The following is a 21577-nucleotide window of genomic DNA, read 5'->3' as shown; positions in this document are numbered from 1 at the left end:
CCTTTCAGTTAGCGTTTTTTAATCCAAATACCCAGGTCTAGGTTCAACACCAAATCTATCGGCCAATTGCTGGAGTTGTTCGTCTGAAATCTCAGCCTTCATTCCACCTTGTGCTTGGACGTGAGTGTAGACTTCCGCAGCTTTTTCAACGGTTTCGATCAATCCAAATGTCTCATCCATTGTTTGACCAGCACCGTATATACCGTGATATGGCCATACAACAAGTCTGGTTTCTTTCATTTTCTCTGAAGTTGCTTCTCCAATTTCATTCGTACCGGGTACGATCCAAGGAATAGTAGAAACACCTTCTGGGAATACGACGATACATTCTGTACACAATTTCCATAACTTACGCGTGAGTTCTTTTTCATCTAGAGAGTGTGTGAACGTCATCGCTAAAAGGTGTGTTGCATGACAATGCATAATCACTCTATTTTCTGGATCAACGCTTAGACGTGCAATATGACTTTGAAAATGACTTGGTAGTTCACTTGTAGGAACGGAACCATCTGCTAACCCCCACAAGAGTTCAACACCATTTCCTTGTTCTGATACACGAATCAATCCAAGATTATGCTCAGGATCTTTTTCAACGTTCTTGAAATATTTACCAGAACCCGTAACTAAGAAATATTTACCCGCAAGTGCTTTTGCGTCGAAATCAACCGGGATCGTTCTTTTGATATCAGTTAGATCAGTGTAGGGAGCAACCTCTTTTTCGGTTAACAAAAGTGTAATATTCCCACCATTTCTCTCGTCCCAATTTCTTCTGTACATAACTTGTGTGATTTCGCACATTTCTTTAACAAACTGACTTTCAACGATGTTTTGCATACTCATTATTCCTGCTCCTTCAATTCACTCATTTTTATCGGTTCATCAAAACGTTTCTTTCATATTCTTTCACTTCTTCATACCATTCGATTCCAACAGGCACATCGTTGATCAGGCAGAAGTAATTCCAAATATCACTATAAGGTAAGTCTTTCATTTCTTCCGTGTAGACTAGTCTTTTCGTGAAATCAAAGTTAGATTCTGCTTCTTTTAATTCTGAAACTGGATCCAGTAAGGCTTTGAGTAACGCTTTTTGAGTATTTCTAACCCCTACAACCCATGCAGCGATTCGGTTGATTGTCGCATCAAAGAAATCTAATCCAATAGCTGTACGATTTAACAAATCATTTCGAACAATTTCTCTCATAATTTCTTGTAATTCATCATCCATAATAACAACATGATCACTATCCCAACGAACTGGTCTGCTAACGTGTAGCATCAAGTGTTCACTAAACAAAGCTAAAGCTGATATTTTGTTTGAAATGACTTCAGTAGGATGATAGTGTCCTGCATCCATCAGAATCGTTTTATTTCTTGACAAGCCATATCCCATGTAAAATTCATGCGAGCCCACTGTATACGCCTCTGCACCAATACCGAAGAGTTTAGACTCAACCGTATCAATAGTGTATTCCGGATTCACTTCTTCTTCAAATATCTCGTCATAGGCTTCCATTAATCTTTTTCTAGGAGAAAGTCGATCGATTGGATTATCTTTCATGCCATCAGGTACCCAAAAATTATTGAAACTAACTTCGCCTAGTTCTTTACCTATATACTCCGCAATTTTTCTTGAACGTTTACCGTGTTCTATCCAAAAATCTCTGACCTCTTTATCTGGATGTGCTAATGTAAATCCATCTTTGAACATATCATGATTAAAGAACGAAGGATTGAAATCTAATCCGATTTGATTCTCTTTAGCCCAATCCACCCATTTTTCAAAGTGCTTTGGTTCGATTTCATTTAAATCTATTTTTTCTTCTGTGTCCGCGTACATGGCATGTAAGTTCAATTTATGCTTACCTGGTATCAATGAGAAGGCTTTGTCTATATCTTGTCTTAATTCTTTAGGGTTCCGCGCTCTTCCTGGATAGTCTCCAGTAGACATGATTCCTCCTGATAATGCTCCGCCTTCGTTCATAAATCCAAGAACATCATCTCCTTGCCAGCAGTGCATAGAGATTTTGGTTTGTGATAATTTTTCTAAAGCTTGTTCTACGTCAACGCCCATTTCTTCGTAGCGCCTACTCGCTTCTTGATAACGACTTTTGACTTTTTCAGTATCCATATCTATACTCCTTTAGTTTTATTCGAATGGAATCGCTCAATTTCAAAAGAGTCTCTAATGACTTTCCTAGCTTCTGTAATATCTGCTAATTCCTTCGCGGCTATCATCTGAACGACAATATTGCCAATCGCTGTTGCTTCACTTGGACCGGCATACACTTCCTTACCTGTTAAATCTGCGGTAAGCTGATTCAGTTTCCTTACATTTGATCCTCCACCTACAATGTGTAACTGCTGGAAGTTATTTCCTGTAATTTGTTCTAGATTTTTCAATTCCAGATCATAATTTTTAGCCAAACTAGAATACACGCAGTTGACCAGCTCTCCTGTAGTTTCAGGAATCGGCTGTTTGCTTTCCGTGCATGCGAGTTGAATTTCTTCAATCATATTATCTGGATTGGTGAACCTTGAATCATTCACATCAATAATAGATTGAAAGTCAGGTACTTGATCAGCTAGCTCCGCCATTTCCTTGAAACTTAAATCCTCTTCACTTAATCTTTTAACTTCTTGAACGATCCAAAGCCCCATAATGTTTTTCAAAAAACGATACGTTCCATAAGCTCCCCATTCATTCGTGAAGTTGTGCTCGAAAGCTTCATGAGAGTTGATTGGAACGGGTGACTCTATTCCAATCAAGGACCAGGTACCACTTGAAAGATAAGCCCAGTTTTTATCGGTAACTGCAGGAACACCAACAACTGCGCTGGCTGTATCGTGCGAAGCAACAGTCACCACCGTAATTTCAGGTAAATCAAACTGATCTTTCCATCTTTCCTGGATAAGGCCAAGCACTTGACCTGGATCTGTTAGAGGTGCAAACAGGTCGTTTGTCACCTCAACAATTTCCATCAACTCATCATCAAACAAAGCACTTCTCAAATTCAGCATCTGCGTAGTAGAGGCATTCGTGATCTCAGTAACTTGTTTTCCAGTGAGCACAAAACCTATATAATCTGGTATAAATAATAATTTATCTGCTTTTTTGAGTAGTTTCTTGTTTTCCGCAAATAATTGATAGAGTGTATTCAATTCTAAAAACTGAATACCTGTCTTCTCATAAATAGATTCTTTGGAAACTTTACTAGTTAATTGATCGATACTATTTTGAGTCCGTTGATCTCTGTAACTAATTGGGTCCGCAATTTTTTGTCTCTCTTTATTCACCATGACATAATCAACAGCCCATGTGTCCACGCCAAGATACGCTTTATCAATCCCCATTGCTTTAACTTTTTCAAGACCGATAAAAATTTCACGAATCAAAGCATCAATGTTCCATCGATCATGGTGATTAATTTTTTGAAATCCATTTTCAAATCGGTGGACTTCTTCTATATTTAGTTTTCCTTTTTCTATATGACTTAAGATTAAACGCCCACTACTTGCGCCAATATCTACCGCAATATACTGATTCACTTTCATCACCTCTTTTACAACTTGGATTTCAAGATTTCGACTATTCTATCCTAATAAATTCGGGAACCACATTATTAGATCTGGGAAATAAGTGATGGCTAATAGTAATCCTAAAATCCCAATATAGAATGGAATGAGCGGTTTAATGACTTTCTCAAATTTCACTTGAGCGACACTTGCTCCGACATATAAGCCTGTTCCTACTGGTGGTGTAATGGAACCTACCGAAAAATTCATAATGGCAAACAATCCGAAATGCACTGGATCGATTCCAATTTCTTGTACAATTGGTAAGAATATTGGTGTAAAAATCAAGATAGCTGGTCCAACATCCATGAAACATCCAACTAACAAGAAGATCACATTGATAATCAATAGTGTGAAGAATGCATTAGCAGAAACGCCAAGTACAAGTTCACTAACAGCTGCTGGAATACCATTTAACGCCATACCAAATGACATTAATGAAGATGTTGCAAGGAGTAACATAATCGTTCCAGATGTTTCAATGGTTTGTCTGAATAAATTTGGGAAATCTTTAATACTAATTGTTCTATAAATCATAGACAATAGTAATGAATACGCCACACATACTGCAGATGCTTCAATGGCTGTGAAAAATCCAGTTAGAATTCCGCCAATGACAATAAAGATCAGGAGTAAACTAGGTATAGCATCCATAATGATTTTTAATTTACTTTCGGTTACTTCGATTTCAACGATTGGGTACTTGTTTTTCTTCGCTATGATGTAGCAGATCAGTGAAACAATTAAAATCCAAAGAGCACCAACAATGTAACCCCCTAAAAACAGCGCAGAGATTGAAGCTCCACTTACAAGAGAGTACATGATGAAAGCTGTACTTGGCGGAATGATCATACCTGATGGTGCAGAAGCGATATTCGCTGCAGCTGCAAAGCCTCGATCATAACCTGAATCAATCTGTTGAGGAACCAGTACCCCACCAATGGCTGTAGAGGCAGCAATGGCTGAACTCGACATTGAACCAAATAGTCCATTACCAATCGTATTCGTAATGGCAAGAGCCCCTGGAATACGTCCTACCAATAACATGGAGAATTTGATTAGCCGCTTCGCGATTCCCCCATTGTTCATGATAATCCCCGACATAATAAACAACGGGATAGAAATGAGGGTAAAACTATTTAAACTTGTAACGATTTTCTGTGCTGCTGTAAACATCGTAATATCTAGTGGTAAATTGAGTACAATGATTGAAATAGAAGATACGGCTATTGCGATTGCAATTGGAACACCGATGATTAGTAAAGCCATAAATATTACGATTAGAATTAGCCCTGCTTCAAACGCCACGATTGTTCACATCCTTTTCAAGTTCATTTCGTGTATTTTCATCTACCAATTCTCCTACGCTTCTCAAGTCAATTAGATTGATTAGACTATAAAGAAAGAAGAAAACACCCGATACCGGTACTGCCAAAAATACAACGGCCATAGAAAGGCCTAGAGAAGGTGATGTTTGTGCTACAGAAATCATGACACCTCTTATTCCTCCGTAAATTAAAACAGATGCAGAAAACAACATGAAAAACACATGGATTCCTTGAGCAATCCAAAATCGAAATTTTCGACTAAATTTATCTTGAATAAAGGTAACGACCACGTGTGCGTTTCTACCAACAGAATACGCACCAGCTAGCATGGATAACCAAACAAGTGAAAATCGAACGATTTCTTCTGTTACGGTACTTGGATTGTTCAAAACTGTTCTCGTAAAAACTTGCCATAGTACGAGTAACAACATGACAGAAAGTAGAACACTACATATTGTTTCTAGAAATTTATTTAAGTACTTTTTAAAGGTCTGCATACTTTATCTCCTTAAGTTATTGTTGAGCATCAATGATAGCTTGATAGAGCTCAGAAAAGTTTTCGTCATTCGCAAAATCTTCTGCGATTGGTTTGACCAATTCTCTGAACGGCTCATTATCTACTTCATTGAATTCCACGTTATATTGTGCTTGAGCTTCTTGCTTTTCATTTTCAATCGCTTCATTGAAAACTTCTTTTTGGTACTCAGTTGATTCTTTTGCGGATTCTAAAATGATATCTTGCTCTTCTTGCGTAAGACTATCCATCTTTTCATCATTCATGATAATAATGTCTGGAATACGTGTATGTTGATCATAGCTATAATAGTTCGCTACATTCCCATGACCTGCCGTAACCAGTACAAATTCATTATTTTCAGAACCATCGATCAAACCTGACTGAAGTGAAGCATAAACTTCATCACTACCCATAGGAACAGCTGATCCACCTAATAAACTCATCATTCTAACAGCTGTTTCACTTTCCATTGTACGAATTCTTTTTCCAACCAAATCATCTGGTGATTCTACAGGGCCACCTGCCATATAAAAGCTTCGTTGTCCCCCATCATAATAAGTGATGCCTCTAAATCCTAAATCACTTGTTGATTCATAAATTTCTTGAGTAATGGTCTCATCTTCCATAACTTTAAAGAAACTTTCTTCATCATCAAACAAATAAGGAATACCAAAAATCGAATAAGTCTCTGAAAAACCTTCCAGTGCTGCACCACTGACTTTCGTGAAATCAATTGCGCCTGTTTGTGTTAATTGAATGAGGTCGGTTTCTCCTCCTAACTGACTATCTGGATAGTACTCTACACGCATGCCACCGTTAGACTTTTCTTCTACCATCTCTCCGAAACGAGCCATAGAATCTTTGACCGGTTGACTATTACTTGCGTACGCAAATCTGAATACGGTTACATCTTCAGCGGAACTTGTTGTTCCACATCCAGTTAAAACTGGAACCATTAAAAATAAAACACTTAATCCAATTTTCTTTAACACTGTTTTCCCTCCATTTGATGATCACTCCATTTTTTAGTAGTAGAGTGATCTCGTTCAGTTTTAAATTACAATATAAATAAAGCGCTTTTATATAATTCAATCTTATCGATATAACCCCGTATCATAAATGACGAATTCTATGTAAAACAGTAACCATTTCTCCGATGAAGGTGAAATTTAAAGAAGGTAGATTAGAATTAGGTTACAAAAGTTGAAATCGGATTCATTTAAGCTATAATTTTAACTAGAGGAGGTTAAACATATGCAGGAAATTGTTTATCAATACTTATATAATTATAATTCGATTGAAAAGAGACAACGATTAAATGGTGATTTTATCATTGATTTACCCGAGGAATCTTTCGATTACTCTGATGGTAAGATGGTGTTAACAGACCAATACTTTCTTAAGAATGACCGAATCTACATAAGCAAACATAATAGATTTGCAAGATATCCCGAACATACCCACCAGTTCTTAGAATTAAATTATATGCTGAAAGGAGAATGTCACCAGACAATTAATGGAGAAAAAAAGACTTTAAAAGAAGGCGAATTATTGCTTCTGGATCATGGATCAACCCACTCTATTGAACCATTGAGGAATGAAGATATTTTAATTAATATTATCTTCCCTCAGACTAAATTTGATCATAAACTTTTAAGTCAAGTTAATACTCAAGACAATAGTCTTTTCCAATTTCTAGTTCGAACGGTATCAGAGAAATCTAAAGGTCAGTACATCATTTTTGAAAGCAGTCAGAATCAGTCAATCAAATCAATTTTGATACAAATGTTGAATAAATACTTCACTGAATCGACTTTTTCCAATGAGATACTAAGTTATTACCTTCCTATCTTGTTTATGGAACTCGTTGGTAATACAAAGTATAAATTAGATACGAATCCAAAAGACTCCCATACGAATAAGATTATTATCCAAGTTTTAAAAGAAATTGAAGCAAAATATCAGACCATTAGCTTAGAACATCTTTCAAAACAATTAAGCTACAGTACAAACTACTTATCTGAAATCATTAAAGAAAAAACCGGTAAAACATTTGTGACGCTGGTTACTGAAGAACGCTTAAAAAGAGCCAAGTTTTTAATTGAAAGTACAAGTATCCCCATAGAAGAAGTTTGTAGAGCAATCGGTTTACAGAATAAGTCTTACTTTTATAAAAAATTCAGAGAAATGTACAAGTTAAACCCAGGCGCATATAGAAAATTAAAAGCACAAGACCAATAAACCGGTCTTGTGCTTTTCTATGGGTTGACCCATTCATAAATAATGCGTCAGATAAAACGAATATGTTAGTATTTTTTATAAACTCTTAAAGTAATGGTTTTATCCTTTTACAGAACCAATCATAATACCTTTCGCAAAGTGTTTTTGTAGGAATGGATAAATACACATAATCGGAAACGTTGCGATAACGATAATCGCTAACTTTAATCCTTCTTCAGGTGGGACAAAATCTGGGTCCATCTGTCCAAGTGCGTTAGGGTCTGAAGAGATCGTTACTTGACGCAAGAGTAACTGCAAAGTCCATTTTGAAGTATCATGCATATAGAGCAATGGCCCCATAAAGTCATTCCAGATCGCTACTGCGTAGAACAAGGCAAAAGTTGCAATAATGGGCTTAGAAAGCGGTAGTACGATTCTCCAGAATATTTGTAATTCTGTGGCTCCATCAATTTTTGCAGATTCTTCTAGTTCTGCAGAAAAATGCTGGAAAAAGTTTTTAATGATAATCAAGTTAAATGGATTGATGGCTCCTGGCAGAATAAGTGCCCAGTAAGAATTAATCAATCCTAGTTGTTCTACAATCAGATAAGTTGGGATCATTCCCCCACTGAATAGCATTGCGAATATAACAATATTCATCAGTAATTTGTTTCCTTTTAAATTTCTCTTAGACAATGGATACGCCATTGTAAAGGTGAAAAACAATTGAGTTAATGTACCAACGACTGTAACCCCAATCGTAATGATAATACTTCTGATGAATGCTTGTGATGTAAAGATATGTCTATAGGCATTCAAAGTGAATGTTTCTGGCCAGATGAAAAAGGCTCTTCGAGCAATTTCAGCTTCTGTAGCAAAAGATCCTGCTACTACATATAAAAACGGTAAGACTGTGGTTAATGCAAAGATTAGTAAAAATATAATATTGAATTTATCAAAAATTCTACCACCTTTTGTATTATGCAGTTCGTGTAATGAAGCATTTGTACTCATACTCATCTCTCTCCTTTCTAGAATAGTCCACTGTCTGGATCTACTTTTTTAGCAATAAAGTCCGTTGATACAATCAATATGATTCCGACAACTGACTTGAATAGCCCCACAGCTGCACTATAAGAATAAGCCGCTTGAGTGATTCCCATCTGATACACATAAGTATCAAATACATCTGCCACGGATCGATTCAGTGAGTTCGTCATCAAGAATAACTGATCAAATCCAGTACTTAACACAGACCCCATTGTTAAAATCAACATAATAACGATTGTCGGTCTGATTGCTGGCAATGTAACATGCCAAATTCTTCTAAACCGGCCGGCTCCATCTACAATCGCGGCTTCATATTGTTCAGGAGAGACTCTAGATAACGCAGCTAAGAATATAATGGTTCCCCATCCCGCCCCTTTCCAAACTTGTTGAAGAATAATCATCGGTCTAAACCAGTTTGGATTGGCTAGAAAATCAACCCTTTCACCAAATATTGATGCTAAAATTTCAGTGACTGCTCCTCCATTAATGGAGAAAAGTACATGAGTCAATCCAACAACGATTGTCCATGATAAGAAATGTGGAATATAAATAAAGGTTTGTATCAACTTTTTATAAACCGCGTGTCTTAATTCATTTAATAGTATCGCCAATAATACTGGGATTGGAAAAGATACTGCTACACTTAAGAACGAAATAAACAACGTATTAAACATAATCCTTCCAAAATCTGGACTAGTAAAGAACTGTCTGAATTGCTCCAATCCAACCCACTCACTACCATGCATTCCTAAGAATGGTACATAATTTCTGAAAGCAATTTGAATGCCATACATAGGTGCGTATCTAAATACTGCAAAATAAATTAAGCCAGGTAATAACATTAAATAAAGGTATTTGTATTGCCAAAAATATTTCTGCTTACTTTTCTTTTTCACGTTTTTAGAAGAGATTGGTTTCTCTAAGACTTCTGTTGATACTTCCTGTCCCATATTTACACCCTTTCTATGAGAAAGATAAAGGAGACTGATCAATCTAGTCTCCTTTAACTCCATCAAAGTCTTATTCTTGAGTTTCCATTAATTCTTGATATTTTTCAGTCAATTCATCAATAACACTTTGTCCACCACTTGAATACCATCTTTCGATTTCAGCATCGAATTCTTCTCTCGAAATTTGACCAGCAATGTAACGGACACGTGCATCTTCAATAATGTCATCTAATTGAGATCCTTGACGAGCATAAATGTCAGATACTAATGGGGCAGCTGCATTGTATACCACATTTTCTTCATTTTCTTCCATCAGACGGTAACGCGTTTCAGCTAACTCTCCTTCAGGTCTCATCGAATAAACTTCTCCGTACATGCCTAATTGTTCCAAGCTATAAGGTGTTAAATCATTTTCAATTGGTAAAACATATCCGTCTTCGTCCAAATCATATGTGACGCCTTCGATTCCGTGATTCAGTAAGTTAGCGCCTTCAGTTGAAGCCAGTTTATCTAGAAACGTCAATACTTCTTCTAGTTGTTCTTCTGTTGTAACGGTTTGTTTAGAGATAGCTAAGAACCCAGAGTATCCATCAGTTGATTGTCCATACTCATTGCCATCTGGAGCAGTCAATGTTCCAGTAATATCGACATACGTTTCACTCTCAGTTCCATTTTCATCATTGAATAGATTGTTAATTCTCATAGCTCTAGAGTAAACATCAATGATGACACCACCGTCGCCATTAAACATTGCTGAATCCCAGTCATCTGGACTTAAAGTAGTGAAATCAGTATTAATCAGTCCCTCATCTACCATTTTTCTTACCATTTCAAGTGAGTCAATATATCCTTCAGTAGCAAAGGTTGGCACAATTTCTCCGTCCTCAAATCCCCAAATATTTGGAGCACCTGTCCAGACTGATAAAGTATCTAAAGACCCGTACCATGTAGGAATAATCATTCCTACCGTATCATCCGCACCAGATTGATTTGGATCATCGTTCTTAAAGGCTTTTAAAACATCGTATAACTCATCTACTGAAGTCGGTACTTCTAATCCAAGATTTTCAAGCCAGTCTCGTCTGATCATAGCAGTGGATCTCATAATATCTCTTTCTCTAGGTATACCAAATACTTGCCCATTTATAGAAGAATTTAACAAAATGTCTTCATTATATTGACTGAGGTTTTCGTAATCATCTAAGTAATCTGTCAATTCCCAAAAAGCACCAGCTTCAGCAGAATTTAAAAATCCAGGATCTTTACCTTGGACAACCATGACGTGAGGAATATTACTTGAAGCTAAGGTAACATTCATTCTATCTGTATAATTTACATTGGGAACCCAATCAATATTAACGTCTTGATCTGTAAATTCTACCAGCGCTTCTTCCCATTCATTTCCAGATGGTGGAGCAGTTGTTTCAAAAGTCGGCGCCATGATATTGAGGGTTTCAATTCCAGCACTTTCTCCATCAGCTGACCCTCCTTCGGCATTTCCTCCGTCTCCACAAGCTACTAACAACGTAGCTGATAGAAGTGATGCGGACAACGTTAAGTTCTTTTTCCAAGAATTCATCTTTTCAATCCCCTTTTCTATTTTTTGTAAATGAATAATTTCCTTTGCCACTTAATGATAAAACGCTTACATATTTTCTACAATATCTTCTTCTTGTAATACTGTTATCTATATAGTCCTATATAAATCAAGGTTCTTTTGCCCTCTACCTTTACAAATTTAACTATCTTGCACAAATATCACTTTGTTGTAAACGCTTTATACCGTAACTTTTATATCACTGTCCTCTGAATTACACGAAAAAGAGCAACAAGAGAAGTATGCTTCCTGTTGCTCCATCAGTTTAATCATTAAGACCTATATTTCAAATACATCAAAACATTCAAGCTCCATTGGGCTGCGACATTTGTCGTTATCCAAGGGATTTCTTTCAGCTCTTTCCATGTGTCGACCATTTCAATCTGAATCGGTAATAAAACGCCCGAGATCTCTTCATCAAATAAATAACGTTCAGAGGTTTTCAATAATTCAGGATTTTTTAATCGTTTTGCAGCATACGCAACAAGTCCCGCTGAAAACATAGGCCAGGCAAATTTCTGATGTCTAATCTCTGAATCAACTTGCTCGATCATCTGCTGGTCTTCCATCGCGTAAACGTTCCCGAATTCAGCAATCATATCTTTAAATTGATCGTCTTCCAACAATTCAGCTAGTTCTATCCATACTTGTGGAGCACCAAAGGCTATTTCCATATGATACGCGCCTTCTTCCGGCGTTCCAATATAAATTAATTCTTTTGTACTTGTATCATACTCAAAAGTTGGTCCTGAAAGTAATCGATGTGGACTGGATTTTATAGCATCGAGTCCAGTCTGTATACTTTTAAGTGCCGTGGGATCCTTATCTCTTTCCCATTTTGACAACCAGTTTGATGTAAAGGCAGCCCAATCTGGTCCAAGTCTAGCATGTGTAACACCTTTTTTCTCTGGTTCCTCATAAAACTCTCTCATCGGATCAAGCATTTCAAGCGTCTCATCTGCATGATTCGTTTCCTCGAGCAGGTCTTTCATTCTTTCATCACCTGTCAGATAATAAAAATATTTATATAAACAAGCCATGCTGATTCTCGCTTCTTTGCAGCCACATCCCCAGTGACTGACATTATGTCTGGAGCCAAGTCCAGCATATTCTCCAAAATGGTAACGATCGACTTCACTGTTATGTCTGGACATCGCTTCAACCATCCGAAAAATATCTGCACTTCCTGTTCGGAAGAAACTGTACCACAACCAAAGATTAGGCACTAGTTCAGTATTCTGCCAAGCATAACCGCCTGTATCGTAAAACCACTGGTGTCTGTCTTTATCATAGGAATGCATAATATCTCCAAAGTTCCAGTAGCCCTTCCAGCTTCTTTGTTCAATTTCTTGAATGTAGAAATCTAGTAATAACTGCAATTGTTCTTCGATAAATTGATCTGCTTCGGAAACTTTACTTACTGGACTCCATTCTCCAGTTGCTTTAGTTCCGAAATAATACTCCGGCTGAGCGATAAGTAAAGGTGGTTGATTTAACTGACTAGCATATTCTATTAACTCTGCATCCTTTGGAACATGATCAAATAGCACAATCACCGCTTCGTCTGTATTTGAGATTCCAACCGGTGTTGCTCTCATCTCAGGAAACCCTTCGTAAGCAGCGTCAACATGCGTTTTTTTGTCATAATGTCTCAAGTCCATCGGTTCATGTTCAGCAGACCAGAACCAAATTGTTGCTTTAGAAACGTCTTCATTCAAATGATTAATAGACAGTTGACTTGGAAACTTTTCAGCCAGACTTCTTAAACCAATGGCCAAACCGCCTGCTTCTCCACCTGAATAAAGTAAACCATCTGACTGTTCAATGGCCGGTACCGTTAACCAGGCATTTTCTTGATGGGTCCTCTTTCGATAAACTCCACTTGTCGCCGTATTCTGATAGAAGGTGTAATCATTCCAGATTGCATTACTTTCGGCTTCAGAAAGAATCGCCTCAGTCTCCGCATTTTTCTGGATCATTTGTCCGTCTAATTGTTCTCTATAAGGCGAAGATGAACGGTAACGCCTAGTCGCAAGGTTTTGTGCAGCTTCATTATAAACTTTTTGACCGCTCGCTAACCTTACTTGCCGATTATAAGCTTCTCCTTTAGGTACTGTCTCAAGCTCAAAACCCAAGCTACTAACAAAATCTTTATCTGAGTCTCCATTGTAAAAGTGAGTGGAAACAATCGATAAAACAGGAGAATCTTTATAAAGTTTCACTCTGAATTCAAAAGGTAACAGTCGATTTTCTCCCATGTAACCACTTATCTTTATTGTTGCTTGAAGAGATCCGATTCTTTCAAGTAAGACAGATACTATTGTCGTTTCCTGAACGTGATCCTTGCGAATGGTTGCTTGTTCTGTTTGCTCAATTGTCTGGACTGTACTGATTAAGCGTCCATTTTTGGCAATCGTCTCCGACTCCCGGTTCGTGATCTCATTGATTAAAATCGTGCCTGTTTTATTGAATGTCACACTCATTAAACCGTTGTTTATCTTTAGTTGCTTATCATCTTCTTCAAAATAAAGATCCGGAATTGTTTGATTTTGCTCTTTACATACAGATAATTCAAGGTTTTGATCGTCTACGCTGATAATAACAGAATGAGCGGTCCATTTGATTGTTCCATCTGGCCAATAAGCTGTCGGCCAACTTTGTATGGGCTCTTGGTTCAATTCAAATCCTTTCAACAATTGATCTTCTGTTATTTTCCCCTTAACCCAAGGTAGTCCAAAAGTTATGCCAGTAGGAATCTTAGGCGCTTTATCTAACCAGGATAGTTTCATTTCTTTTCTCCTTTATAATCAGAATAATAGTGCGTACTTTTTTGTTTTTCTTTATCTTCAAGTAAAAACTCATTTCTCATAAAAGATGAATAACAAATACCCATTAAACCGTAGGCAAGTCCACTCATACTAACTAGTAGAGAAAAGGGAAATAGACGCCATGTCAAAAAAGCAACAAGAGCTAACCAGGCAATGATGAGTATGGTTGGCAAAGGTTGGATAAAAGACAGAACTAAAGCTTTAGTCAAATAATCGCTCCACTTTAACCGATAATGAACATACAACGGGATAAGGTAAGCTAATAAAACACATAACACTCCGGCCATCACAATCGTCCCGGCATTTATAAAAGCAAAAACTGAACCTGGTCTGAGATTCGTAAATCGATAATTCACAAGAAGCATATAAAAGACAATTAGTGTGCTCCAACCGATGATATTACCTGCTATAAATTCTTTTTTAAATGTAGTCCAGTAAGTCAGAAAGATATCTTTATCCGTCCCAATCTCTTTCTGTATCCATTTTCTTGTAACAGCATATAGCGCAACTGTACTCGGACCAAATCCTAGAACGATCCCCCCTAATAAAGTGAACGCAAGCCAGAGTACATTTAAAAAAAGCAAATGATAGAGAAACTCTACTCCTTGATATAATTTCCCCATAAATCCATTTGGGTTATTCATTTTGTTCACCTCGATTCTTTTTATGGATCAAATGCGCTTCACTGATTATCAATTGACTGTATGCTGCCTTCATTGGTGCCATCTGTCTAAAACCTATTTTCCCTTCTTGAAGTACTGGTCCCATTGAAGAATCTGTATCTTTCCATTCTAGAACCACAAGGTCGTTAATTGAGAATTGAGCAATCCCTTTAAAATAGATCAATTTCATCTGATAGTTCTGATTTACATCTGCAACCGAAGGAATAGGATCCGCTCCTTGAGCAACCAAATGGAATCCAGCGCTTTTCCTCAAGTTACATGTATGAAACCTTCTCTCTTCTGACCATTTTCTTCTAAAGTAAGATAAGTGTAGTGCATTGATTTCTCCAGAATGATACTCTGGGTACTCACCGGTTCTAACAGGTAGGCTTGCATCGAACAAGTCTTTTTGTCCTTTTCCACTTGCCGCAAAAAATAGCATACATAAACCTGGCTCAGCTAATGGTCTAAAGTTCCACTCGATAACAATGTTGTCAGAAAATTGGTTTTTGTTCCAATAAACAAAGTGTGCATCATCAGGCTTCTGTTCGTGTTCCAATAGGAGTTCATCGTTTTTTATTGAAGCAATAACGGTTCCTTCAGAAACGAAGTCTTTTAAGTCGTTTTCTGTTTTTAATTCGTTTTTATAAAGAGGTTTTCCTATTTTAAATAAATATTCTGGTTCCACTTACCATCGCCCTCTCTTTTAAGATTTGAATCGAGTTTCAAGCTGGTCTGGTTTTTGATGCTGTTTTCTATATTGACCTGGTGTCATGGAAAACAATTTCTTGAACGATCGGTTGAAATAACTATTTTGATAGCCAACACTTTCGGCTATTTCTCCAATCTTTTTATCCGTATCGGCTAAGAGCCTTTTGGCTTTTTCCATACGGAAATGGGTAACGTATTCTGAAAAGTTTTCTTTTACAGCGTGTTTAAACCATCTGCTTAAATTATAAGTATTGACTTCGAGTTCTTCAGCACATTCTTCTAGTGAAAGGTCATACATATAATTAGCTTGAATATATCTAATGGCTTCTTTTACGATATATTCCTGCGTGGTTAAGTCTTCCGATTTTTTGGCCGTGATGTAAGGTTGAATCACGCGTTCGATAAGCAATTGTTTTAAATCCATTACATCATAGTTGTGCATGATTTCTTTCATAATGTTCCTACCTTCAAACACTTTATAAGGACTCAACCCGTCTCTAAGAATTTGAGACTGAATACCGCTATACAATTGAATGAAGCCATACTGAATACTTCTCTCATCTTGTTCAACAAGTAATAAGATAAATTGATCCAATAACTGAACTGCTCGGTCAAAATTAAGAAAATCGATTGCCTGTATCATGTCGCTTTCAATGGAAAAAGGATAATCTAAAGGAATATGTTTCTTTTGACCTTCTTCAAGATCAGATAACCAGATTAAAACTGTATGTTCATAGCTATTTCCTTTGTATTTTCTTTGATAAACTTGTTCCACAGCTTGATAGATATCCGATAACTGCTCTACTGAATGACTGAGCAGCATGACCACTTTATCCATACCTGCATCTGCACTAATGGATTGATAAAGCTCTTCTACTTGTGGCTTCAACTCGTCTTCGTTTTCTACAATCCACACGATTCCCATAAACCGATCGTTGAATTGTATTGGATAGTAGATACTTTCGATACACTCTTCCATCTTTTTTTGAAGTAATCCTTTTTTCTTCTTACCTGTCAGTTCAATGTCCATAAAATAATAGTGTTTGTTTAAGACATCGATATGATACTTTTCTGCACGTTCGCGAAGGTTCTCTTCTGAGTAACTTGTTAATTGCCCTCTTACCAACTGTGTCATGAAGTGTTCAATCAGCTTTTGATTTAACTGCTCTACTTCTACCTCTAAAAATTCTTTCTCTTGATTGATTGCTTTCCAATTTCGATTTAATGAGTCAATCGTATTTTCAGAATCGTCACCTTCTGTCTTGATAGCATCCATAAACTTGGAAAATGGCTGATAGACAGATTTCAATGCAAAATTCCCAATAATGTAAGAAATAACCATACCCATGATACTTGTGAGTATCAGTATCTGTGATAACCGTTCGATTGGTGCTGTAATGTAAGAGATTGGGACAACGGACATATAAGTCCAATCTGTGTTTACTCGGTTGATAGAACCTGAGGAAACCGAATAACTTTGTCCATCCCAGCTCGTTGTAAAAGAAGGCTCAGCGTGTTCTTCATTAAGTAAATTCTCTATGAGGAAACGAGATCGATTATGATTAGAGGAGACAATCATCCCGGTTTTCTCGTCAATTAGAAATGCTGTACCCTCGCTATTCATACTTAATCCATCAATCATCTGTAGCATCGCTTCTTGGTTCAGTTCAACGACAAACGATACAGAAGCATGATCGTTAAATGTCTGATAGGAAGAAAGATTTCTTACGAGTACGAGCGGGAATTTATGAGTATCCTCTTCCGCTTGTATAAAATTCCTTTCCCAAAAAAAGGATTCTTCATTTCCAAGGTATCTTTGATATTCTGATGTAATCTGTTCATTTGTCCAGTGAAACTGCGGATTGAATACGGAAGGTCTATCAGAATTAATGAAAAGATGTACCTGTTCTATTAGAGTATTGCTATTTTGCATTGAAAATAACGTACTGGAAAGTTGCTCTGTCATTTCAAAATCCTCTTGAAAATTAACATCTGCTAACGATCTTCTAAAGGGGCGTTCATGACTGAGGTAATTCAAATTCACTTCAAGACTTCTAATTTGCGCATCCATGTACTCGACTTGATTCTCAATCTGTTCTTCATGATTCTCAATTAATTCTGCTTTGAGATGCGCAATCCCAAAAACATACATCATTAAACCAATCAACAGACTAGGTATGCTGATGGTCAGTAAGATCAATATCCATTTTTTCTTTTCAATATGTTTTGAATAAGTAGCCGCTTTTACGAAGCGTCTCCAGTTTAATTTGATTGATGGTTTCAAATCATTATCCCTCCCGATGTCATACCTTTTAAACTGAGTCTGAGAGTAAGGATGTCTTTATTCAACACCTAAGTAAATTAGAAAAGATGAACAAGACGCTTCTTGTCAGCAATCTGTTCATCTTTTCTAACGATTTAATCAAACTTATAGGGTACGTCATTTCATGAAAATGACGATCTATTGGTCTTTCTTCACTAGATGAACCTCTGGTAAAGGTATTTGAATCTCTTCTTCATCATATCCAATATAAAAACTCGGATGTGGTGGCTGGTTGTAAGCAACATTTTGCCAAGCGATTGCTACGCGGTACATAGAGTCATGCATTAAAGTGTATAATCTATGCGGACTGTAATAAGGAGTAGTGTAGACTCTAAGAAACGTTGAATCATCTGATCTCCAAATCACTTCTTCACGCCAGTCGCCAAACAAATCGGCCTGAATATTTGGATTCCCTTTTGTTCCGTTGTTTGATTTTGTACCTTCTGCTTTCAATAATAATTCTGTTTCGCCTTTTTCCCAGTTCCACTTCATGATTGTTCCGATACCCTCTTCTGTATCTGGATCAAAATCATGATCTAATATCTCCCTACCTAAATCTCCTGTCCACCAAATCACGAAATTAGCTGGTAAAACCGGACCGTCAATCACTTCTCCTTTAACGGTATAGTAACTTTCCGTTCCTTTAACTCTAAGTGGTCCTTCAGGTGCATACCCCCACAGTTGAACCCCTTTGTATCTTGGGTCGATGTCTGCAGCGATACCCCGTCCGATATCTTCATCAGGAGAAGGAATACTGAATAAGATTTCTCCTGTTTTACCATCGTGAATTTCAAACCCATGCTCATTTGGTGTCTCTTCATGCGTCATAAATATTTGAAGGCCATCTCGGTCCAAATCAAATTTTCCGACATGAAGTGCATCTCCATGTCCAATACCTGTGGAATAAAGTAGAGAACCATCATGATCAATCACGGCCGCGCCATAGATAACTTCATCAAAACCGTCTCCATCGACATCAGCAACACTCAGCGAATGAGCCCCCTGACCCATCAGTTCTGGGACTCCATCATCAGAATCCATCGTCCAACGTTCAACCAGCTTTTTATCTTTCACATCATAAGCGACTATGACTGCTCTAGTGTAATACCCTCTACAAACAAGTGCACTCGGTGTTTTTCCGTTCAAATAAGCCACTCCGCCCAAGAAGCGGTCCTCGCGATTCCATTCGTGATCCCCCCAACTTCCAGGAATTCCTCGGTCTGGTTTATAAGGTATCGTATCCAGAGCCTTTCCGGTCTCACCATCAAATAGTGTCAAAAATTCCGCGCCTTCTCCTACAAATCCTTGTTCATTTCTATGGTCTAAAGTCTCATTTCCAATGACCGTGCCTTCTCCATCAATTGTTCCATCAGCCGTTTTGCATAGGAGTTCGGCGATTCCATCCCCGTCATAGTCAAAGACTAGAAATTGTGTATAATGTGCGCCTGATCTAATATTTACACCTAGATCGATCCGCCACAGTTGTTCTCCTTCAAGCGTATAGCAATCCAGATAAGTATTTCCGGTAAATCCTTCATGAGCATTATCTTTTGCATTGCTCGGATACCATTTCACGAAGATTTCATAACGGCCGTCTCCGTTTACATCTCCAACGGAAAGATCATTCGCTGAATACGTATAGTTTTTTCCATCGGGCGTTACGCCGTCTTTAGGTTTTTGCATGGGAATATCGAAATATGGATGTTCATGGACACTTACCGTTTCTGACCAAATAGCTTCTTTTCCCGGTATAAGCGTCTTAACGCTGTACTTAGAATCTAATCGACCTTCTGTATCTAAGACATTACTGTTTTCAGACTCTTTAATCTCGGCAATCTTTTCTTCATTTCGATACAGTTCAAAACGTGCTTGTTTGTATTCTGTGATTTGAATCCGCCACCGAACTAAAATCCCTTTATCCGTTTGTACTGCAATTAATCCTCTATCAAGGTATTCTAACTGCTTACCAACTTTTTCTATCATTTGCGTCACTTTACGTCTCCTCCAATGGATTAGCTGATCAGATTTTTTATAAACGTTACTTTATCCGTTACTTTACCTTCTGTTTCAAAAATAATAACTTCGTTTTCTCCTTCTTGTAATAAAGGGCTAGGTATATAATAGCTTTCTTGAGGTCCTTTTTCCCAGAACCGACCAATATTGAAACCGTTTATAAAAATGACACCTTTACCCCAACCAGGTAAGGTGATGTAGGTATCCGCTACATCCTCTATCAACAAACTAGATTTGTAAAAGGCTGGAACCTGCTCTTTATAGTCCTTCTTGAAATCTACTTTTTCAATTTCTTTTAATGAGAGCGTATAATGATACCAACCTGTATGTTGATATTCATCAAGCATCACGGCTTTAGTGATTCCCTTACGCTGATCATCTAAATAAGGACCAAAGTTCACTCGTCCCATATTTTCAACGAGAATATCTAGTGTATTTTCTGTGCCTTTTTCCAGTTGAATCGATTGTTTTTTATAAAAAGTTTTCAAATAGGCTGAGAATTGTAATTGATCGTTCAAAAATACCTGGGCTCTATCTTTCGTACCAAGCAATTTAATTGTCTGGGACCAATCTTTATCTCCAAGTTTGCTTCTGTACAAAACGTAACCAAAATCTTGATCCAACTCTTCCATTGTCATTGGATAATGTGAAAATACGGGATTTGCTAAATCTTCTAGCGTTTCAGATAGTGCTACTTTTTCTTGAACTTGAAGATCTCCATAAGCCATTTTTTTTGTTTTTTTCAATTCTTCAGGTAAAACGGTCTCTACACCTGTAATATTTTGTATCGTTTGTTTATAGGTCCAGTATCGATCTTTTAACTCTCCGTTTTCTGATATTGGTGCACCGTAATCATAAGAAGTCGTCGCAGGAGCATACTCTTCAACAAAGTTTCCTTCTTCGTCTACTTTTTCATAATAATTTGCACCATTCATAAAGCCAAAATTTGTGCCTCCATGAGCCATGTATAAATTGACATGACCAATTTCCAACATTTCTTTGAGATCTTTATTGATCTGATTCACATCTCTTCCTTCTTGAGAAGGACTACCCCAAATATTGAACCAGCCTGACCAGAACTCCATTGCAATTCTTGGTTTACCTGGATTCACTTTATCTAGTATCTGAGAGCGCTCCTTAAGATCGAACCCACAATTGATCGTTGGCATCGCTACATCAGAAATTTCCCCAGACATCATAATGCTTTCCCTCGTACTATCAGAAGTTACAAGAGGCACTTCAATCCCGTACCGCTTGTAAATATCCGCTAACTTTCTTGTATAGGTTTTTTCGTTACTGAAATACCCATATTCATTTTCTACTTGAACCAAAATAATGGGTCCACCTTTATGAATCTGGTATTCTGAAACTTTAGGGATCAGTACTTCGAAAAATGCTTCAAGATGATTCATGTAGGGCTGATACAAACTACGTACTCTCATATTGCGGTCTTTCAAGAGCCAGTAAGGCAATCCACCAAATTCCCATTCAGCACATATGTATGGAGAAGCTCTTAAAATCAAATACAAATCTAGCTCATGAATTAATTCAATAAATCGAATCAAATCGTACTGTCCTTCAAACTGAAAGGTACCTTTTTCTGGTTCATGAATATTCCAGGGAACGTAAGTCTCAATGGTATTGCAACCCATCGCTTTAATTTTCTCTAGTCTATCTCTCCAATAACTAGGATGAATCCGCCCGTAATGTACAGCCCCAGAAATAATTTTAACGGGTTCGTTTCCAATTGTAATTTGATCATCGATACGAATATGTCTTTGAGCCATTTTTTCATCTCCTTTAAT

The 21577-nt window shown here is 37.3% G+C and carries 16 protein-coding genes; 1 reads left to right on the top strand and 15 read right to left on the bottom strand.

Going from position 1 to position 21577, the window contains the following annotated elements; all coding sequences use genetic code 11:
* Nucleotides 1–18: 18 nt before the first annotated feature.
* Genes rhaD through VXN63_RS00410 form a run of 6 tightly spaced genes read right to left on the bottom strand, consistent with a single transcriptional unit; the run spans nt 19 to nt 6374 of the window.
* Entirely contained in the window at nt 19–840 is an 822-nt protein-coding gene (rhaD, locus tag VXN63_RS00435; RefSeq protein ID WP_327756005.1) for a rhamnulose-1-phosphate aldolase, read from the bottom strand.
* 28 nt (nt 841–868) lie between these two features.
* The gene (rhaA, locus tag VXN63_RS00430) at nt 869–2128 is read right to left on the bottom strand and encodes an L-rhamnose isomerase (protein WP_327756004.1); all 1260 of its coding nucleotides are present in this window, start codon (nt 2126–2128) and stop codon (nt 869–871) included.
* A 2-nt stretch (nt 2129–2130) separates the two neighbouring features.
* The gene (gene rhaB / locus VXN63_RS00425; RefSeq protein ID WP_327756003.1) at nt 2131–3546 is read right to left on the bottom strand and encodes a rhamnulokinase; all 1416 of its coding nucleotides are present in this window, start codon (nt 3544–3546) and stop codon (nt 2131–2133) included.
* A 45-nt stretch (nt 3547–3591) separates the two neighbouring features.
* Nucleotides 3592–4881 carry a TRAP transporter large permease gene (locus tag VXN63_RS00420; protein WP_327756002.1) on the bottom strand — a complete coding sequence of 430 codons (1290 nt, stop codon included), beginning with the start codon at nt 4879–4881 and terminating at the stop codon, nt 3592–3594.
* Nucleotides 4871–5398 (bottom strand): TRAP transporter small permease, encoded by a 528-nt coding sequence (locus VXN63_RS00415; RefSeq protein WP_327756001.1) that lies wholly within the window; start codon nt 5396–5398, stop codon nt 4871–4873. The genes VXN63_RS00420 and VXN63_RS00415 overlap by 11 nt, the downstream gene beginning before the upstream one ends.
* Nucleotides 5399–5414: 16 nt before the next feature.
* Nucleotides 5415–6374: a TRAP transporter substrate-binding protein gene (locus tag VXN63_RS00410; RefSeq protein WP_327756611.1), complete on the bottom strand. Its 960-nt coding sequence runs from the start codon at nt 6372–6374 to the stop codon at nt 5415–5417.
* Between the two features lie 298 nt (nt 6375–6672).
* Between VXN63_RS00410 and VXN63_RS00405 the strand changes: the two genes are divergently transcribed.
* Nucleotides 6673–7659, top strand: coding sequence for an AraC family transcriptional regulator (locus VXN63_RS00405; RefSeq protein ID WP_327756000.1), 987 nt, complete (start codon nt 6673–6675; stop codon nt 7657–7659).
* 99 nt (nt 7660–7758) lie between these two features.
* On the opposite strand, the gene VXN63_RS00400 is transcribed toward VXN63_RS00405, so the two are convergent.
* The 9 genes from VXN63_RS00400 to VXN63_RS00360 form a co-directional block, all read right to left on the bottom strand.
* Complete coding sequence (locus VXN63_RS00400) at nt 7759–8652, bottom strand: carbohydrate ABC transporter permease (RefSeq protein WP_327755999.1); 894 nt, start codon at nt 8650–8652, stop codon at nt 7759–7761.
* Between the two features lie 17 nt (nt 8653–8669).
* Nucleotides 8670–9638, bottom strand: a complete 969-nt coding sequence (locus VXN63_RS00395) for an ABC transporter permease (RefSeq protein ID WP_327755998.1) — start codon at nt 9636–9638, stop codon at nt 8670–8672.
* 70 nt (nt 9639–9708) lie between these two features.
* Nucleotides 9709–11217, bottom strand: coding sequence for an extracellular solute-binding protein (locus tag VXN63_RS00390; protein ID WP_327755997.1), 1509 nt, complete (start codon nt 11215–11217; stop codon nt 9709–9711).
* 290 nt (nt 11218–11507) lie between these two features.
* On the bottom strand, nt 11508–14024 hold the full coding sequence (locus VXN63_RS00385; RefSeq protein ID WP_327755996.1) for an exo-rhamnogalacturonan lyase family protein: 2517 nt from the start codon (nt 14022–14024) through the stop codon (nt 11508–11510).
* Nucleotides 14021–14707 carry a YesL family protein gene (locus tag VXN63_RS00380; RefSeq protein WP_327755995.1) on the bottom strand — a complete coding sequence of 229 codons (687 nt, stop codon included), beginning with the start codon at nt 14705–14707 and terminating at the stop codon, nt 14021–14023. Before VXN63_RS00380 ends, VXN63_RS00385 begins: the two co-directional genes overlap by 4 nt.
* The gene (locus VXN63_RS00375) at nt 14700–15413 is read right to left on the bottom strand and encodes a DUF1961 family protein (RefSeq protein ID WP_327755994.1); all 714 of its coding nucleotides are present in this window, start codon (nt 15411–15413) and stop codon (nt 14700–14702) included. The genes VXN63_RS00380 and VXN63_RS00375 overlap by 8 nt, the downstream gene beginning before the upstream one ends.
* Before the next feature lie 18 nt (nt 15414–15431).
* Entirely contained in the window at nt 15432–17720 is a 2289-nt protein-coding gene (locus VXN63_RS00370) for a helix-turn-helix domain-containing protein (RefSeq protein WP_327755993.1), read from the bottom strand.
* Nucleotides 17721–17897: 177 nt separating this feature from the next.
* Nucleotides 17898–19742, bottom strand: a complete 1845-nt coding sequence (locus tag VXN63_RS00365) for a rhamnogalacturonan lyase (RefSeq protein WP_327756610.1) — start codon at nt 19740–19742, stop codon at nt 17898–17900.
* A gap of 29 nt (nt 19743–19771) precedes the next feature.
* Nucleotides 19772–21559 (bottom strand): glycoside hydrolase family 35 protein, encoded by a 1788-nt coding sequence (locus VXN63_RS00360; protein WP_327755992.1) that lies wholly within the window; start codon nt 21557–21559, stop codon nt 19772–19774.
* Nucleotides 21560–21577 lie beyond the last annotated feature (18 nt).

The sequence above is a fragment of the Marinilactibacillus sp. XAAS-LB27 genome (assembly GCF_036039175.1).
In the GTDB taxonomy this organism is placed as follows: domain Bacteria; phylum Bacillota; class Bacilli; order Lactobacillales; family Carnobacteriaceae_A; genus Marinilactibacillus.
This window is presented reverse-complemented; position numbering and strand designations above follow the sequence as displayed.

Excerpts from the sequence above, each read along its gene's own strand:
- rhaD (WP_327756005.1), bottom strand. The coding sequence starts at position 840 with ATGAGTATGCAAAACATCGTTGAAAGTCAGTTTGTTAAAGAAATGTGC.
- rhaA (WP_327756004.1), bottom strand. The coding sequence starts at position 2,128 with ATGGATACTGAAAAAGTCAAAAGTCGTTATCAAGAAGCGAGTAGGCGC.
- VXN63_RS00415 (WP_327756001.1), bottom strand. The coding sequence starts at position 5,398 with ATGCAGACCTTTAAAAAGTACTTAAATAAATTTCTAGAAACAATATGT.
- VXN63_RS00410 (WP_327756611.1), bottom strand. The coding sequence starts at position 6,374 with ATGGTTCCAGTTTTAACTGGATGTGGAACAACAAGTTCCGCTGAAGAT.
- VXN63_RS00405 (WP_327756000.1), top strand. The coding sequence starts at position 6,673 with ATGCAGGAAATTGTTTATCAATACTTATATAATTATAATTCGATTGAA.
- VXN63_RS00400 (WP_327755999.1), bottom strand. The coding sequence starts at position 8,652 with ATGAGTACAAATGCTTCATTACACGAACTGCATAATACAAAAGGTGGT.
- VXN63_RS00395 (WP_327755998.1), bottom strand. The coding sequence starts at position 9,638 with ATGGGACAGGAAGTATCAACAGAAGTCTTAGAGAAACCAATCTCTTCT.
- VXN63_RS00390 (WP_327755997.1), bottom strand. The coding sequence starts at position 11,217 with ATGAATTCTTGGAAAAAGAACTTAACGTTGTCCGCATCACTTCTATCA.
- VXN63_RS00385 (WP_327755996.1), bottom strand. The coding sequence starts at position 14,024 with ATGAAACTATCCTGGTTAGATAAAGCGCCTAAGATTCCTACTGGCATA.
- VXN63_RS00380 (WP_327755995.1), bottom strand. The coding sequence starts at position 14,707 with ATGAATAACCCAAATGGATTTATGGGGAAATTATATCAAGGAGTAGAG.
- VXN63_RS00365 (WP_327756610.1), bottom strand. The coding sequence starts at position 19,742 with ATGATAGAAAAAGTTGGTAAGCAGTTAGAATACCTTGATAGAGGATTA.
- VXN63_RS00360 (WP_327755992.1), bottom strand. The coding sequence starts at position 21,559 with ATGGCTCAAAGACATATTCGTATCGATGATCAAATTACAATTGGAAAC.